At 43.5% G+C, this 17,591-nt stretch carries 16 protein-coding genes and 1 other annotated feature; of the genes, 1 reads left to right on the top strand and 15 read right to left on the bottom strand.

What is annotated here, in order from left to right:
- Positions 1-44 precede the first annotated feature (44 nt).
- The 15 genes from HMPREF2926_RS07650 to trpX all read right to left on the bottom strand — a co-directional run bounded on the left by HMPREF2926_RS07650 (position 45) and on the right by trpX (position 15,219).
- Positions 45-1,808 (bottom strand): glycerophosphoryl diester phosphodiesterase membrane domain-containing protein, encoded by a 1,764-nt coding sequence (locus tag HMPREF2926_RS07650; RefSeq protein ID WP_070587174.1) that lies wholly within the window; start codon positions 1,806-1,808, stop codon positions 45-47.
- Positions 1,809-2,066: 258 nt separating this feature from the next.
- Positions 2,067-3,212, bottom strand: a complete 1,146-nt coding sequence (locus tag HMPREF2926_RS07645; RefSeq protein WP_070587172.1) for an FtsX-like permease family protein — start codon at positions 3,210-3,212, stop codon at positions 2,067-2,069.
- 3 nt (positions 3,213-3,215) lie between these two features.
- Positions 3,216-3,896 (bottom strand): ABC transporter ATP-binding protein, encoded by a 681-nt coding sequence (locus HMPREF2926_RS07640; protein ID WP_070587170.1) that lies wholly within the window; start codon positions 3,894-3,896, stop codon positions 3,216-3,218.
- Positions 3,893-4,468 carry a TetR/AcrR family transcriptional regulator gene (locus HMPREF2926_RS07635; protein WP_070587168.1) on the bottom strand — a complete coding sequence of 192 codons (576 nt, stop codon included), beginning with the start codon at positions 4,466-4,468 and terminating at the stop codon, positions 3,893-3,895. The genes HMPREF2926_RS07640 and HMPREF2926_RS07635 overlap by 4 nt, the downstream gene beginning before the upstream one ends.
- A gap of 149 nt (positions 4,469-4,617) precedes the next feature.
- Positions 4,618-5,541 (bottom strand): aldo/keto reductase, encoded by a 924-nt coding sequence (locus HMPREF2926_RS07630; protein ID WP_070587166.1) that lies wholly within the window; start codon positions 5,539-5,541, stop codon positions 4,618-4,620.
- A gap of 97 nt (positions 5,542-5,638) precedes the next feature.
- Positions 5,639-6,853, bottom strand: a complete 1,215-nt coding sequence (locus HMPREF2926_RS07625) for an ABC transporter permease (protein ID WP_070587165.1) — start codon at positions 6,851-6,853, stop codon at positions 5,639-5,641.
- The gene (locus tag HMPREF2926_RS07620) at positions 6,850-7,743 is read right to left on the bottom strand and encodes an ABC transporter ATP-binding protein (protein ID WP_070587163.1); all 894 of its coding nucleotides are present in this window, start codon (positions 7,741-7,743) and stop codon (positions 6,850-6,852) included. Before HMPREF2926_RS07620 ends, HMPREF2926_RS07625 begins: the two co-directional genes overlap by 4 nt.
- Before the next feature lie 11 nt (positions 7,744-7,754).
- Complete coding sequence (locus HMPREF2926_RS07615) at positions 7,755-8,537, bottom strand: DUF3169 family protein (protein WP_070587162.1); 783 nt, start codon at positions 8,535-8,537, stop codon at positions 7,755-7,757.
- A gap of 2 nt (positions 8,538-8,539) precedes the next feature.
- Positions 8,540-8,749: a helix-turn-helix transcriptional regulator gene (locus HMPREF2926_RS07610; protein ID WP_070587161.1), complete on the bottom strand. Its 210-nt coding sequence runs from the start codon at positions 8,747-8,749 to the stop codon at positions 8,540-8,542.
- A gap of 13 nt (positions 8,750-8,762) precedes the next feature.
- Complete coding sequence (locus tag HMPREF2926_RS07605; RefSeq protein WP_070587412.1) at positions 8,763-9,071, bottom strand: hypothetical protein; 309 nt, start codon at positions 9,069-9,071, stop codon at positions 8,763-8,765.
- A 235-nt stretch (positions 9,072-9,306) separates the two neighbouring features.
- Positions 9,307-11,712: a phenylalanine--tRNA ligase subunit beta gene (gene pheT / locus HMPREF2926_RS07600; protein WP_070587159.1), complete on the bottom strand. Its 2,406-nt coding sequence runs from the start codon at positions 11,710-11,712 to the stop codon at positions 9,307-9,309.
- A gap of 67 nt (positions 11,713-11,779) precedes the next feature.
- Positions 11,780-12,310, bottom strand: a complete 531-nt coding sequence (locus HMPREF2926_RS07595; RefSeq protein WP_024055668.1) for a GNAT family N-acetyltransferase — start codon at positions 12,308-12,310, stop codon at positions 11,780-11,782.
- Between the two features lie 2 nt (positions 12,311-12,312).
- Positions 12,313-13,359 carry a phenylalanine--tRNA ligase subunit alpha gene (pheS, locus tag HMPREF2926_RS07590; protein WP_049482285.1) on the bottom strand — a complete coding sequence of 349 codons (1,047 nt, stop codon included), beginning with the start codon at positions 13,357-13,359 and terminating at the stop codon, positions 12,313-12,315.
- 315 nt (positions 13,360-13,674) lie between these two features.
- Positions 13,675-14,094 carry a chromosome partitioning protein ParB gene (locus HMPREF2926_RS07585; protein ID WP_070587157.1) on the bottom strand — a complete coding sequence of 140 codons (420 nt, stop codon included), beginning with the start codon at positions 14,092-14,094 and terminating at the stop codon, positions 13,675-13,677.
- 123 nt (positions 14,095-14,217) lie between these two features.
- On the bottom strand, positions 14,218-15,219 hold the full coding sequence (gene trpX, locus HMPREF2926_RS07580) for a tryptophan ABC transporter substrate-binding protein (protein WP_070587410.1): 1,002 nt from the start codon (positions 15,217-15,219) through the stop codon (positions 14,218-14,220).
- Between the two features lie 134 nt (positions 15,220-15,353).
- Positions 15,354-15,585: a binding site (T-box leader), on the bottom strand.
- 150 nt (positions 15,586-15,735) lie between these two features.
- Here trpX and HMPREF2926_RS07575 point away from each other — a divergent pair.
- Complete coding sequence (locus HMPREF2926_RS07575) at positions 15,736-17,397, top strand: Rqc2 family fibronectin-binding protein (RefSeq protein ID WP_070587155.1); 1,662 nt, start codon at positions 15,736-15,738, stop codon at positions 17,395-17,397.
- The last annotated feature ends 194 nt before the right edge of the window (positions 17,398-17,591 follow it).

The following is a 17,591-nucleotide window of genomic DNA, read 5'->3' as shown; positions in this document are numbered from 1 at the left end:
CGAATTACCGATTTCTGTCCCACTCTCTCTATGCGTATCCTGTCTTATTCTTCCTTAGACGTAGCGACGAGATTCAAGAAGCGATCAAAGTAGGACTTATTTTCTTTCAAATCCTTTTTCAGTCTTTGCGCCTCTGTCAATTCATCCGTAATCAAGCCATCAATGGGTTGTTGCAAATACTTGGTCAACTTTTGCTTGTCATTGATGGTCCAGACATAGAGCTCTTTTTTCATCTCATGGGCCTGGGTTACCAAATTCTTTTGATAAGAAAAGTCTTCAATGGCAAAAAAGTCAACTGAGACCTTTTCAAAGCGACCGAATTGAATAGGAATGACATAGCCGGTCTTGATCTCAGGGGCTTTTTTCTCGACTTTTTCCATGACCGACAGATCCAAAGACATAGCCGGATAGTCTTTTTCGACCCCTAAGTCCCGCATCTTCTGCACAAAGAGATCCACATAATTAGCAGGCTCTCCACCATGAGACTTAAGCTCAACCAAGAGCTTCATCTTCAATTCTTTGGCACGCTTGACATATTCCTCAAATGAAGGGATATGACTCGTGTGACCATCCTGTTGAATCTTGAGGCCTTGCACCTCAGCTAGTGTCATGTCTTTCACATCCTTGTCCACCCCAGCAAGGCGCTTGAGATTGTAGTCATGCATGACGACAAATTGATGGTCCTTAGTGAGAAGGATATCCATCTCCGCATAAGCTGCCTTTTCCTTGGCTGCTGCTTCTAAGGCTTCCAGGGAATTTTCTACCCCTTTAGAGACATCCCCTCGATGGGCGATGAGCTTGATCTGGTCGTTCACCTTTAGGGTTGCCAGTTCATAGGCTGAGATCCCCGATTGGACCATGAGAAAGACCACTATCAAGGCAAAGAGCCCCTTCATCTTTCGACTGCCTTTCGAGCGCATGACCGATCGGCTCGGTACTTCCCATGCAGAATCCAAGATAATGCCGAGCGACCCCACCTTTGTCAAGACTGTAAAAATGAATAGGAAGGTCCGAATCAAGACCAAAAAGATGGTCACCACCCAGAAATACTGGCCTTCTTTATCGATCACGGTCAAGGTAAAGACCAAACCCAAAATCAATAAAATCCCTAGAAAGGTTAAGAGAAACTCAAAGGACAGAATTCTCCATAAGAGACGAAAACCTCCTCTTTTAGTCATAGTCCAGCTTTTTTTCAAGGCACGACCAAATGGCAACTCCTCTACCACGAGGTTGGGAACCGTATAGATGAGGCGAAGATTGAGATAGATAAAGGTCAGCTGCACCACAAAGAGCCCGATGGAGCCAATCGTGGTCTTTTCAAACTCCCCTGTGATAAAGGTTGGAATATAAAGCCCATCTGTCAGAGTTGATCCAATTAAGACACCTGCGACAGGCAAGGTCAAAAAGAGATAGAGCAGAAAATAAAGCAGGTTTCTCCCCGCTAGGTCCTTCAAGCGACCAAATGATTGCCGCAAGACCTTTTTAAAGGACAAGTGTCGGTCGGTTCGCGATAGGTAAATGACCGAAATCAGGGTCCGCATCTCCAGCATAAACAAGAAAGCAAAGACCATGATAAAGACCAAAAGAGCCAGCAAGCTCAAGGGATGGCTCATAACAGAGACAAGGTTGTTCTTATCGATATTAGCCTGACCCGCAAGCAAGACTGCCAGATGAAAGAGCCAAGTCAAGGCTGTAGCCCCAATGCCAACCACAAATTGTAGCAAAATCCCAATCGCTATAAAGGACCATTTGTTGCGCCAGATTAAGTAAAAGGCTCCCTTCAGGTCCTGCCAGTAAGTCCGTTTCATCCCAATCTCTTTCCTTTCTTTCATTCCCTTAGAATAACGGAAAAGCCTCTCCCTGTCAATGATTTTCAAAAGAAAAAGGCTGGGACAAAAGTCCTGGCCTCTCAATTGTCTTTAGATTGTTGAGCAAGACGCAGTGGTTGAGTGGGCTCTACTACGCTGATTTCATCAGCTTTTACAGCCCTACTCAACTGTGCGGAGGTGGGACGACGAAATCGAATTCTAACGAATTACCAATTTCTGTCCCACTCTCTTTTCTATTTATTCAGCTAAGAGCACTTCTTTGATGGTTTGTTTTTGGAGTTTTCTGTTGGATAGATAAAACAGGCTTTCATAAACCACAGCAAAACCGAGCAAGGTCCAGAAGCACACATTCCCATCAAAGTGATGCTCAATCTTTTCAGGAACCGTATCTTTGATCACACCGATCAAGATTTCCATGATGCCATATTGATAAGCCGTCCCAAGAACAAATCCTAGATAGGCCCAAAAACGATAGGGAGCGAGAATATGACCTTGGCATTCACGATCGGTGTAGCCAAAAGCCTTCATAAGAGCCAAGGTTTCCCGACTTTCAGAGACAACAATCCCCAATGACAAAAAGAGAATCGAGAAAGAAAGGATCAAGCCAATCATAATCATCATGGTTTGGATGATATCATCTGTGTAATCCCTGAGGCCAAAGGACAATTGAACCATGGCCGCAAAACACATGGATCCAAAGACCACAAAAAACAAGATCGATTTTCTCCCCCAAATCAGCGATGAGGACAACTCTTTTAGGAAGTCTTTCTCTTTCTTAGGAATCCTCTTTCTCCTTTTGACCTTGATTGGACTTGGGGACTTTTTCAATAAGCGAAGCGCTGGCGTTTGTAGTTGTCTTCTAGCATACCCAATCGCGAGAACCATAAAGAAGGTCGTTGGTAGCATCACCAAAGCAAGCAAAAGCTGCCAGTGAAAATGAATGGTGATTTCTGGCAAAATCCTCTTCTCATTGCGGAAGTCATAAAAATGTCCCATCATGAGAAATGAAGCAAAATAGCCAAGAAGCGCTCCAGCTCCAAAACTGAGTCCAAAGGCCCAAAATCGTTTAGCCAACTGGCCATTGCTGTAGCCCAAAGCCTTTAAAATTCCTAATTGTTCCTTGTGGTCGTCGACAAATTGTTTGATATAAAAACACATGAGAAGGATCGACGTCAAGGACAAGACAACCCCACTGACCATGGCCACCATCCAGGAAAGCGAAACCTGGGCATCATAGTAGGTCTGAATCATCGGATTGGTTTTAGAAATCTCCACCTGCTCGATATCCAGGTAAAAATTCAAGAAGAGATTGGCCACAAAGACTGCACAGGCTCCAATAATACTGACGACAACTAATTTTCGAATATCTTTTACTGAAAACATGGCTTACCATCCAATCTCATAAGCAGTCTGAGGTTGATCATTGGTCACAACTTCGGTAATCTTGCCACTATTGACACGAATGATGGTTTTAGCCATATCCGCAATATTTTGGTTGTGCGTCACCATGATGAGGGTAAAGCCAAGCTTCTCCTTTAATTTCCAGATATAGTCGAGAATCTTTCGCCCTGTTTCTTCATCCAGGGCTCCCGTCGGCTCATCTAAGAAAAGAATCTCTGGCTTTTTGGCCAAGGCCCGAGCAATGGACACTCTCTGCTGTTCCCCACCCGACAATTCACTCGGATACTTGTCCAGCTTATCGCCAAGTCCCAAATCCTCGATGATCTGCAAAAAATCATGATTGTTTGCCAGATCAGCTCCCATCTTTACATTCTGTCTAACCGTGAGATTCGGTAATAAATAATACTGCTGAAAAATAAAGGCGATCTTCTCACGTCTAAAGGCTGTCAATTGAGCATCCGTGAGTTGAGACAAATCCTGTCCTTGAATGAGAATATGCCCCTCATCTACCTTTTCTAATCCGGATAACACGTTTAAGAGGGTTGACTTTCCTGATCCAGAAGGTCCCAGGATAACCACATCATCCTGGTCTTGAATCTGCAAATCAATCCCTTTTAAAACCTTGGTTTGGCCGTAACTTTTGTGAACATTTTCTAGTTGAATCATTTCTTTCCTACCATTTCTTTGATGAGAGATTGACAAACTTCTGTCAATAAACCAATCACTTCTTCCATGCTGAACTGATAAATACCAGAAGCAACCATAGAGGCCATCCCGTGTGAGTAGATAAATAAATGCTGGTACAAGCGACTAGCCTCCTCTAACGTCAACGGATAGTCTGCGACAATCGATTCCAGAACCAATTGGTAACTATGATCCTTCATGGGAAGAAAATCTTGAAAGCGACGAATCGGATCTTTGCTAGGATTTTGGAAAAGCAACTGAAAGAGTTGGGGCTCTTTTGAGGCGAAGAGGATATAAGCAACCCCGACAGATCGAAAAGGCTTCTCATCTTCTAAGGCCTTGCGAATATACCCCACCACTACCATTTCCGCAGCAACAATAACCTCTGCTTGTAACTCAGCCATATTTGCAAATTGGCCAAAAATGACCCTTGGCGTGGCTCCCAGTTTCTCTGCTAATGCTCGAGCCGTCAAACTAGCCAGGCCCTCTTCTCTCACCAATTGTAAAGCTGTCCCAATCATAGTCTCTTTACTAAATTTAACCTTTGGTGGCATAAGACTCCTTTCGCGCAACGGTCGTTGCGCAACATTTGTTGCCTAAAAGAATACCATAACAAAATAAGACTTGTCAAGAAAAATTCGTAAAGTATAAAGCAAAAGACCAGCCCACTGATAGGAGTGAGGACTGGTCTACTAACAAGATTCTAAGGCAAATCATTACCTGCAGCAAGGTAGATTTGGTACCATTCCTTGCGCGTTAGGGTCACTGCTGCTGCTTTCCCTGCTTCAAGGACATGCTGGGGTTTGGTCGTTCCGATGACAGCCTGCATTTTACCTGGATAGCGAAGGACCCAAGCAAGGGCGATAGCTGTCGGAGTGACCTGGTATTTCTTCGCCAACTCATTGAGGACATGATTGAGGGCCGCAAACTCTTCCTTGCCGACAAAATTCCCCTTGAAAAAGCCATGCTGGAGGACAGACCAGGCTTGAATCACCGTATCGGTTAGGCGACAATACTCAAAGACACTGCTATCTCGCACAGCTGCTTTTGGCCCTTCCATGTTGACATGAAAACCAGCTTCAAAGCTTGGTGTAAAGGCGGCACTCAACTGCAACTGGTTGACCTTGAGAGGTTGTTTGACAGCCGTTTTGAGCAATTCCATCATCATGGGATTTTGATTGGACACCCCAAAATGACGAACCTTGCCCGCTTGCTCTAAGTGATCAAAAGCTGCCGCCACTTCTTCAGGCTCCATGAGGGCATCTGGTCGGTGAAGGAGAAGACTATCTAAGCGCTCGATCTGCAGACGCTCGAGAATGCCATCAACGGAATCCAAAATATAGTCTTTGGAAAAATCAAAATAGGTAAAGCCGTCTTTGCGAATCCCACACTTGGACTGGATCCACATCTGGTCCCGAAGATCCGGACGACGCTTGAGAACCTTACCCAGCAGGACCTCACACTGGCCATCGCCATAGATATCCGCTAAGTCAAAAGTGTTGATCCCAATCAACAAGGCCCCCTCTACCAAGGCCTCCACCTCATCTTCACTCATCTGACTGATCCGCATCATCCCAAGGACAATTGTGGACAGACGCTCATTTTCAGCAAACTCAATATAGTTCATGTCCGCCTCCTTTTCTGTAGTTCTATTGTATTGAAAAGGCTTGCAAAAGTCAATTTGCAATCAAAAAGCCCCCAGCTGTAACTGAGGGCTTATCTAATTAGCGATAGCTGAGAGCACGTTTGATGGTCTTCCACGGTCCGAGGTCATCGGTCTGGAGGATTAAGCTCGCGTAAATTCGAGCGATGAGAACTGTTCCCACGATGGTAAAGAGAACCGCAATTCCCAATGAAGCCCAAGATTCAAGACCAGTCGCATAGCCATTGATGGTACGGAAAGGCATGAAGAAGGTTGAAAAGAATGGAATGTAGGAACCAATCTTCAATAAGAAGACATCACCGGCGCTTCCCAAGGTGGTTACCCCAAGGAAGCTAAAGATAACTAACATCATTAGTGGCGAAATCGCTTTTCCTGAATCTTCAGGTCGTGCAACTGTTGAGCCTAAGAAGGCAGAGAGCACCACATACATAAAGATCCCAAGGATAATGAAGAAAACGGTATTGAGCGAGATCGACTCTGCAAGGTGTTGGGTAATCGGAGAGTTTGGAGCGAGAATATCCTTGACAACTGGGATATCTGCTCTAAAGATCCAAACAGCTACTAAACCAATCACATAGACAAAAATATGGGTAAAGATCACTCCGAAGAGTCCGAGCATGCGTGCGAAGAAATAGTCGGTTGCTTTGATACTAGAGAAGACTACTTCCATGATCTTAGTTCCCTTTTCACTAGCCACTTCTTGGGCTGTGATACTCGAGTAGAAGATCAAAATCATATAAAGCAACATTCCTAGACCACCTGCAACCATGGTTTGCACCATTTTCAAGCCTTCTTTTTTCTCATCAATTTTTTCTTTGAGAGAAACCTGTTGAGACAAGGCTGTCAGTTGCTCTTTGCTTAGATTAGCACGCGCTAGATTGATCCCTTGTTGGACCTGACTTAATTTAGCAGCGACAAAGCTTTTCAATTCCATTTTCATGGCTTGATCACCCACATAAGTGGCCTCTAGCTGGCCATCTTTTTCATCGACCGTCAAGTAAGCAGCGGCTTTCTCATCCTTGATGGCTTTTTTAGCTGCAGCTTCATCTTTATAGTCTAAGGTCAAGTCATCGGTTCCTTTGAGGCTTTCTTTGACAGCTGGCACTTCGGTCACCAAGGCCACCTGATTCTTCGCATCTGTAGAAGAATCCGTTAGATAACCGATTCCAACGCCCAACCCTAAAAAGAGGAAGGGACCGAAGACCATGAAGAGAAAACTCCATGATTTCACTTGTCTGATATAGGTTTCTTTCATTACGACAAACATCTGTTTCATACTTCTACTCCTGATTCAAGTTTAAAGATCTCATCAATAGTTGGGGCTTGGTGGTCAAAGGTCGCAAGGTAGTGGCCCTTGGTCAAGCGGTCAAATAATTCTGGACCAGCTGACGCATCATCCAAGATCAACTTCCAAGTCCCCTGCTTGGTCATGCTGACCTTGGTCACGTGTGGCAGAGCTTCTAGCTCTTCTTTGCTAAAGTCGTTAGAGACAAAGAGGCGAGTCTTGCCATAGCTATTCCGGACCTCTTGGACAGGCCCTGAAAGGACAACCGAACCATCACGGATCATTAGGATATCATCACACAACTCTTCGACATTGGTCATGACGTGGTCAGAAAAGATAATGGTTGCCCCACGCTCTTTTTCTTCAAAGATGACCTGCTTGAGCACTTCTGTATTGACCGGATCCAAGCCACTAAAGGGTTCATCTAAAATGATCAATTTAGGCTCATGGATCAAGGTGATGATCAATTGCACCTTCTGTTGGTTCCCTTTTGAGAGGCTCTTGATTTTATCAGTCAATTTCCCTTTTACTTGGAGTTTTTCCATCCAAATCGGTAATTTTTCCTTGACCTCGGCGGTGCTCATTCCTTTTAAGGCAGCCAAATAGCGGACCTGCTCAAAAATCGTGAGTTTTGGCATGAGACTACGCTCTTCAGGCAAATAGCCAATTTCCTTGTAGGTTTCTTGTGTAATCGCTTTGCCACCTAGGCGGATCTCGCCGCTGTAGTCCAAAAAGCGCAAGATACTGTGGAAAATAGTTGTTTTCCCGGCCCCATTTTTCCCAACTAAGCCAAGGATATGCCCTTGTTGTGCTGTCAGATCCACTCCAAAGAGGACCTGCTTATTCCCAAAGCTTTTTTCTAAATTTCTAATTTCTAACATGGATGACTCCTTTACTCTTTATAATAACGTTTGGTAATCTTGTATTGTGAAATAAGGATATAAATATAGAGAATGGATACGACGAACAAAGCCAAGAGGATATCCGCCTGGAAGGCGAATCCAATGATGAGGAGTGCAAGGAGCAGGCTCGGTAAGATATAATTGCTTAACTTGACCACCACTTCGAAATTTTCCTCGTAGTTTATCTGTTTTTCTGCCTCATCCATCATACTCATCAAAAATTCACGCACTTCCTTGGCATTAGCATTGCGGGGAATCGGTTTTCCATAAATCAGATGAAAGGTCTTGCGAAAGAAGATATCCGATAGGAAAAATAGGGCGAGATAGAGCATGGTAAAGTCTCCAAAGATAAAAGCCAAGTTTCTTGTGGCAGGTTTACCCAATACAACCAATTGAATATAAAAGATGATAATAAAAAAGTAGGGCAAGATCATGATTCCTTTAAAGATGGTCGCTAACCCATACAGTTTTTCCCTCTGGATTTCATAGTGATAGGCCTCATCCTCATCTTCTATTTGAAGTATCTTTTGATGAACTTTTCTCACGCGCATCAGTAAGCCCATCGTGACTACAAACAAGATAAGAAACAAAGCCACTGATCCCAAATAGAGCCCTTCTTTACTAAAGAAGGATTGGATTTCAAGGGGCTTTTTGGATCCAAACATCCCTTTCAAAAATCCGATGACTCCTCCGATCAATACGGAAACAGTGATGATTCCCACATTTCTCCAAAAACGGTAACGATCAGATCGTTCTTGTTGTTGCTTTTTCATTTTTATTCTTCTCCCTCTACTAGACTAAAAACATTCTCCACCGGTTCCTTGAAAATCTGGGCGATGGTGATCGCAATGATAACCGAAGGGGTGTATTCACCCCGCTCCAAGAGACTGATGGACTGGCGCGAGACTCCTGCTAGCTTGGCTAGCTCGGATTGGTTGAGCCCTTCACGCGCCCTCAGCTCTTTCAGCCGATTTTTTAAGATCATGGCTTTCGCCCCCTTATAGTTGAATACCTTGAATATCTTCGATGCGAACTAATTTTGTCTCTCTTTGTTGTTTATTATTCACACGAGTCAGTTTGACCCAATCTTCGTCGATATCCATAATCTCATATTCAGTTCCAAAACCATTCACTGTAACCGTGGCCGTTTGGCCTTTCAATTCTTCTAAAATTCTAGACATGTCTTGATTTCCTTTCACTTGTTTTTCTAATCGTCTAATGCGTTTGTTTAACCTTTTTATCTTCTTTTCTGAGCTCGCATAAACCATAATCAGAAAAGGGATAAAAAGAATCCACATGGCTCCCATAAGAAAACCTCCCCTTTTATTAACTAAACTCATTGTAACACTTCTTTTTCTTTTTGACAAGTATATTTTACAAAAAAATAAAAATAGTTGTCAAAAATAGAAGGATGCTTGACATAGATATTTTGAGTACTTAAAGAAATTTCTTTATTTTAATAGGGTTTCAAGCCCTATAATATACAATTTCTGGAAGAAAAAAACAGTTGAGAAATTCTCAACTGTTTCATATTTTTACGATTTAACGCACTTCTGCGTCTACTTTTTCTTCGAGTGATGCTTGGATTTTTTCCATGTAGCGTGCGACTTCTTCGTCTGTCAAGCTATCTTCTGGATTTTGGAAGGTCAAGCTATAAGCCATGGACTTCATTCCGATACCCAGTTTTTCACCGGAGAAGACGTCAAAGAGTTTAATGTCTGTCAAACGTTTCACGCCTGCAGCTTGAATAGCATCAACCACTTCTTGGTGAGTCACTTCTGCCTTGAGGAGAAGGGCGATATCACGGCTGACTGCTGGGAATTTAGTAATTTCCACAAAGGCTGCTGCTGGTTGAAGGGCTGCTTCAATAGCCGAAAGGTTAAGCTCAGATACATAAGTCTCAGGAATATCATAAGCCTTAGCTGTAACAGGGTGCACTTGACCGAGGAAACCGACTACTTGATCACCGAGTGAGATCAAGGCTGTACGTCCTGGGTGAAGACTCTTGATCTCTTGCGTTGCTGTATAGGTCGCTTCAAGACCCAAACGAGCAAAGAGGGCTTCTAAAATTCCCTTAGCATAGAAGAAATCAACTGGAACCGCTGCTGTTTGGAAGTCTTTTTCAGCTACTAAACCTGTCAAGGCAAAAGCAAAGCTGTTGATTTCGTTTGGCAAGTCTTCTTTTGGATTACCCGTTTGCTCGAAGACTTTTCCAATCTCGTAAAGAGCCAAGTCTTTGTTCTTACGCGCTACGTTGTAGGCAACTATATCAAGGATACCAGAAACCATATTTTGACGAAGGACTGAACGATCCACAGTCATTGGCCACATGAGCTCCGTTAAGTTGCTTGGTGCAGTCGTGAACTCCACTGCTTTTTCAGGTGTTGTCAGTGCATAGGTGATGATTTCTGTCAATCCAGCCCCTTCAGCGATAGTCCTAACCTGACGACGGAGTTTTTGTGTCGCTGTCAACTCACCGGCTGTCCCATCATCTTTTGGAAGACTGGTTGGCAAGCGGTCATAACCATAAATTCGGGCGATTTCTTCAAAGAGGTCCGCTTCAATCGTGATATCCCAACGGCGACGTGGAACGCTAACTGTGAAGGCTTCTGCATTTCCAGAAAGACCAAAGCCAAGACGACGGAAGACATCCTCTACATCCGCGTAGGAAAGCTCAGTACCAAGGACACGGTTAACGTCTGCAAGAGTGGAAGAAACTTCTACATCAGAAGTATCCAATTCACCTGCTGAAACAATACCTTTACGAACAGTTGCACCAGCCAATTCTGCAATCATGCTTGCAGCTGCATCAAGGGCTTCATTAACGGTTGCCACATTGATGCCTTTTTCAAAGCGAGAAGAAGATTCTGAACGAAGGTTGAGGCGACCACTAGTCTTACGGATTGATTTACCATTGAAGACAGCAGCTTCAAGGACGACACGACTAGACTTTTCAGAGATTTCTGTAGCCTCTCCACCCATGACACCGGCAAGGGCTACTGGTTTGTCAGCAACCGTAATCACGAGGTCACTTGTTTCCAACTCACGCTCTTCCCCATCCAAGGTCACTAATTTCTCACCTGCACGCGCTTCACGTACACGGATGTCATTTCCTTCAAAGGTATCCAAGTCAAAGGCATGCATGGGCTGACCAAAGTAAAGCAAGATATAGTTGGTCACGTCAACCACATTATTTATGGGACGGATGCCTTCATTCATGAGGAGGTTTTGCAACCATTGTGGACTTGGTGCGATGGTTACATTGTCCAAGATACGAGCTGCATAATAAGGAGCCTTATCTGTGTCGATGCTGACAGAAAGAGCATCCGCTGCAACTTGGTCTGTTTCTGTTAAAGTAAATTCTTTGAAGTTGACTGCCTTGTCATAGATGGCTGCTACTTCATGTGCTACCCCACGCATCGAAAGAGCATCTGCACGGTTTGGAGTGATAGAAAGCTCGATGATTTCATCATCCAAGTCTAGGTAAGAGAAGACTTCTTCTCCTGGAACAGCATCCTCTGGCAAGATTTGGATGCCATCCGCAAATTCTTTCGGTACAACTGAGTCAGAAATGCCTAACTCACCAAGTGAACAGATCATCCCAAGGGATTCCAAACCACGGATTTTCCCTTTTTTAATCTTGTAGTTATCTGCGATGCGAGCACCTGGAAGAGCCACCATCACCTTGATGCCTGCTCGCACATTTGGTGCTCCACAGACGATTTGACGCGCTTCTTCTTCCCCCACATTAACTTGGCAGACATGAAGGTGTGTCTCTGGCACATCTTCACAAGACAAGACTTCTCCGACGACAATTTTTGAGAGACCAGTAGCAGGCGATTCCACACCTTCTACTTCGATCCCTGTAGTTGACATTTTTTCAGCCAACTCTTCTGATGGCACATCCACGTCCACCAATTGTTTTAACCATTTATATGATACTAACATTATTCTGATCGTAAGATCCCACTTGGTGAGATCTTCTCAATTCCTTTCTCTCAATTTGGACCCACAATTAAGCTTGCGGATTCTCCTTCAAATGCTTGCGCAGCAACCAGTCGATATCCACAGCTTCCCCTGTGATAAAGTGGTGCTCGCTAAATCGTTCAAATCCGAATTGTTTGTAAAAGTTTTGGGCCTTAAAATTCCGTTCCCAGACACCCAGCCAGACCCAGTCAAATCCACGTTTTTGAGCCTCTTTTAAGGCAAAGGTAAACATTTCCTTGCCATAGCCCTTGCCATGATGTTCTTTTTTGACATAGATGCGCTGAATTTCAAAAGCATTGTCCATCTCTACTGGCTCCGTTTGTGCCTTGCCCCAGTTAAACTTGAGGAAACCACAAATTTCCTGATGGTGATCAAGGACAAAATAGGTCTCTGATTCCGGGTCTGCTAGGTCCTTTTGGATTTGCTCTAGCGATAAAACCATCTGGTAGTAATCTTCCATATCGGCATCAGAGTTGTAGGGACCAAAGGTATCCCCATAGGTTTCCACCTCTAATTCCCTTAAAATATGAAAATCTTTCGCCTTAACTTTTACTAACATAATTATTTAAATTGTTCTGAAAAACGGATATCCCCTTGATAGAAGCCACGGATATCATTGATTCCGTAACGAAGCATGGCCACACGCTCTTGACCAAGTCCAAAGGCAAATCCTGAATAGATTGTTGGATCAATCCCACTCATCTCAAGGACGCGTGGGTGAACCATACCGGCTCCCATGATTTCAATCCAACCAGTTTTCTTACATACGTTACATCCAGCACCACCACATTTGAAGCAAGAAACGTCCACCTCAACCGATGGCTCAGTGAATGGGAAGTAAGAAGGACGCAAACGGATTTGGCGTTCTGCACCAAACATCTTTTGCACGATCAATTGAAGCGTTCCTTGAAGATCGGCCATAGAAATGCTTTTCCCAACAACCAAACCTTCGATTTGATGGAATTGGTGGCTGTGGGTCGCATCATCCGTATCCCGACGGAAAACCCGCCCTGGAGAGATCATCTTCAATGGTCCTTTGCTAAAGTCATGCGCATCCATAGCCCGCGCCTGTACAGGTGAGGTATGGGTCCGAAGCAAGATTTCTTCTGTGATATAGAAGGTATCCTGCATATCCCGCGCTGGGTGATCTTTAGGCAGATTCATCCGTTCAAAGTTATAATAGTCTTGCTCCACTTCAAAGCCGTCTACGACTTGATAGCCCATCCCGATAAAGATATCTTCGATTTCTTCACTGGTTTGGGTCAAAATATGACGGTAACCACTAGCAACTGGACGACCTGGTAGGGTCACGTCGATACTTTCACTAGCCAATTTGGCTTGGACTTTCTTTTCTTCCAAAAGTTTGGCCGTTTCTTCAAAGGCAGCCGTCAAGACATCACGCGCTTCATTGACGTGTTTCCCGATAACCGGACGCATCTTAGCAGAGACATCCTTCATCCCTTTAAGAATTTCCGTCAGAGATCCTTTTTTTCCAAGAACAGAGACCCGTAGTTCTTGCATCTCTTTTTCATTTTCAGCAGAAATCTGCTTCAAAGCTGCCAGCGTTTCTTCACGAAGCGCTTTTAATTGTTCTTCAATCGTTGACATATTTCCTCCATCATGGTCCCTCTACAGACATAGAAAAAACCACGCGCCAACACCCTCATTCGGAGCGTTGACACGCGGTACCATCCGTTTTTTATCCGTAAACCAGACCTTAATTTCTAAATCCTTTACGCAAGTGAATTCACTCAGCTTTCATGCAAAGAGCTTTCAGTCACGGCTCTTCTCCCTGTCGCACTTCCCTTGAGATACTAGTCTTGCAGATTTCTATTCGATTACTATCTAGTTTAGCAGATTTTTTGTTAAAAAACAAGTTAGATGAGACTAATTTCAATATACAAAGGAACAAGAGGCCGTGCATTATCTATTTGCCTTGTCTGTTTCATCTGATTGCCTTTTCAATAGAAGAGTTGCTGCTTGGTTAAAACCATCACACCAGTTATACCATTTTGCTTCATACTCATCTTGAGGTAAGATACGATGTTTTAAATCCAAAACAGAGGATATCTTTCTTTCCTCGCAAGCTTGCGCATAGAGAGCATACAATTCATCGCCACCATCTCTATCAAACTCAGCAGAAATCGTATCCCGACCTGCCAATAAAGCCTGATAAGCCCTGTGATGCCCGTCTGTAATCAAGAAGCGATTTCCAAATGCAAGAACACTAATTGGATCCACATTGATGATTTCTGCCGACTGATCAAGCATCTGGATAGCTTGTAACTTCTTTTCTGATAAATATAGTTGGGTCGGATGAAGATCTGTTATCTTGACTTCCATTTCTTTCTCCTCTACCAAGAGTAACAAAGTTGGTTCTGGGCACTGGTAGACATTTTCAAAGGTCACGATTTAAAGACCTGCCAAAGCCAAATTCCCCCGCCATTCTTGTGATTCGTTTTCTTTTTATTTAATGACTTGTCCAGCATCTTTCAAGACAGATTCTGGAATAGTAATACCCAATTCATCTGCGACTTTTTTATTGATGACAGATTTTCCTTGGCTAAAGATTTCAACAGGTGTATCCGCAGGTTTTTGACCTTTCAAGATCTTCGCAGCCATTTTACCAGTTGCTACTCCAAGATCGTGTTGGTCGACAACGACTGAACCAAGACCACCAGCTTCTACCATAGCTGTCGCACTTGGGAAGATTGGTTTTTTAGCTGTTTTGTTGGCTTCGACAACTGTTGAGAAGGCTGAAGCGATGGTATTGTCGATTGGAACCCAGATGGCATCAACTTTGCCTGACATTACAGACACAGTGGAAGCAATTTCGTTTGTAGAAGGAACAGAATAAGGAACGACCTTGTAGCCTGCTTTTTCAGCCAATTTTGTAAATTCTTCTACTTGAGATTTTGAGTTATCTTCACTGGTTGAGTACAGGATCCCAATTGTTTTCACGTTCGGAGTCAATTCTTTGATTAATTTCAACTGTTGCTCAGTTGGATTGTGGTCAGATACCCCAGTGATATTGCCACCTGGTTTTTTCAAATCTTTGACCAAGTTTGCGCCGACTGGATCGGTTACAGCACCCATGACAATTGGTTTGTCTTTGGTTGCACTAGCCAAACCTTGAGCAGATGGGGTTGCAATTCCAATCAAGACTTGGTTATCCTTGTCTACCAATTGTTTACTCATGGTTGCAACCTTGTTTTGGTCGCCTTCTGCATTGAGGAAATCAATGTCCACTTTGTCTTTGTCATAACCTTCTTCAGCCAAACCATCTTGAATTCCCTTGTAAATCAAATCAAGCGAAGGGTGGCTGACCAACTGCAAGACCCCAACTTTAGCCTTTTCATTGCTAGTTGCTGCCTTGTTGTCTTTGCCTGCTGTAGCTGAATAGATCGCTGTCCCAATGACTGCTGCTGCAATCAAACCAATAATTCCCATTAAACGTTTATTTTTCATTTTTAATACCTCTTCTATTTTTTCATTTTCTTCTTTTTTTCCATCATCTAAAGACTGCGACGCCATCGTTTCTTCATATCTTTTCTCCCTTCTCATCTAAAACAAAAAAACACGCCTACACATAGCAAAAGCTATGTGAGGACGTGTCATCGCGGTGCCACCTCACTTATGGGAAAAGGATAGTCTTCCCCATATCTCTGTCTTGTCTAGCAACAAGTTGCACGATAAGGTGTGCCAACCGAATTTTTATTGTTTCAAATTCATCTCATCATTAGTCCAATTTCATAAACTGCCGCTACCCACTCTCAGCAACCGTGGGCTCTCTTGAAACTTTCATTTACTACTTTTCTAATTTCTTACATTTTAAAGTTTTCTTTCAAAAATGTCAATACTTTTTCTGTATTTTTTTGAAAACGTTCGCATTTTCTATTTTACATCCTCTTGCTTCTTTCTGGGATTTCCGCTCTAATTTTGATATAATTTACTAGAATAAACGCTAGAATGATGAGGAATCCCATGTCTTTTGATGGATTTTTTTTACACCATATGGTGCAAGAATTGAAGGCTGAACTCTTGAGCGGTCGCATTCAAAAAATTAACCAACCTTTCGAGCAAGAATTGGTGCTCCAAATCCGAGGCAATCGAAAAAACCAAAAACTCTTGCTCTCTGCCCATTCTGTCTTCGGACGGATTCAACGGACCCAGACCAACTTTGAAAATCCTGCCTTTCCCAATACCTTTATTATGGTTATGCGCAAATATCTTCAAGGCGCTGTCATTGAAGGAATTGAGCAAATGGAAAACGACCGGATTCTTGAAATCCGTGTCTCCAATAAAAACGAAATTGGAGATGCCATTTCTGTCAGCCTCATGATCGAAATCATGGGCAAGCACAGTAATATTATTCTCCTGGACCGCACCAGCAATAAAATCATCGAAGCCATTAAACATGTCGGTTTCTCACAAAATAGCTACCGGACCATTCTCCCTGGGTCGACCTATGTAGCTCCTCCGAAAACCGACGCGGTCAATCCTTTTACAATTGGAGATGAAGCTCTTTTTGCCCTTCTTCACAAGGAAGAGTTAAGTCCAAAGACCCTTCAAAAATGTTTCCAAGGTTTGGGGCGAGATACGGCTCAAGAATTGGCCAAGCGACTTGAGACAGATGAAAAATTAAAAACCTTCCGTGCCTTTTTCCAAGCTCCAACTGAGCCTCGCCTAACGACCAAATCCTTCTCGGCTATCCCCTTTGCGGATGCGACTAGTCAAACCTTTGAGACACTTTCCGATCTGCTGGATGACTATTACCGAGACAAGGCTGAGCGCGATCGGGTGCAACAACAGGCCAGTGAATTGATCCGCAAGGTCGAAAACGATCTTGAAAAGAACCGGAAAAAATTAGCCAAGCAAGAAGCGGAGTTAGCGGCGACCGACAATGCGGAAGAATTCCGCCAAAAAGGAGAATTGCTGACAACCTTCCTCCATCAGGTACCAAACGACCAAGATCAGGTTGTTTTGGATAATTACTATACAAATGAACCGATCACCATCCAACTCAACAAGGCCCTGACCCCCAATCAAAATGCCCAACGCTACTTCAAACGCTACCAGAAGTTAAAAGAAGCCGTCAAACATTTGACCATCCTCATTCAAGAAACCAAGGAAACCATTTCTTATCTTGAAACGGTTGAAACAGCCCTTTCTCAAGCGAGCCTGGCTGAGGTGGCAGAAATTCGAGAAGAGCTAATCCAGACCGGCTTTATCAAACGGCGCAACCGTGAAAAAATTCATAAACGAAAAAAACCAGAAAAATACCTGGCTAGTGATGGAAAAACTATTATTTTAGTGGGTCGCAATAATCTGCAAAACGATGAACTAACCTTTAAGATTGCTAAAAAAGACGAGCTCTGGTTCCATGCCAAAGACATCCCGGGAAGCCATGTCATCATTACAGGAAATCTAAATCCATCGGATGAAGTGAAGACCGATGCTGCAGAGTTGGCGGCCTACTATTCCAAGGCCCGTCTCTCAAACCTGGTCCAAGTAGATATGATCGAAGCCAAGAAACTCAATAAACCAACTGGTGGAAAACCAGGTTTTGTCACCTACACCGGCCAAAAAACTCTGCGGGTCACCCCCGAAGAAGAAAAAATCAAAGCCATGAAACTAACGGACTGATTTCAAAAATAAAAAGTTGAGCGACGCTCAACCTTTCGTATTGAAGATAATGTTATTTAAGAAACTTTCCTTAGGTGAGAACGGACGTAAGCGAACTTCAAAGAAGTTCCATGACTTAGTTTTGAGCCTAAAGTCTCAAAACTCCCGAGTGCTTGAAATGATTATATTTCAAGCACTTTTCTCACGGCGGAAAG

It is taken from the genome of Streptococcus sp. HMSC078D09, from assembly GCF_001813675.1.
Classification (GTDB): domain Bacteria; phylum Bacillota; class Bacilli; order Lactobacillales; family Streptococcaceae; genus Streptococcus.
This window is presented reverse-complemented; position numbering and strand designations above follow the sequence as displayed.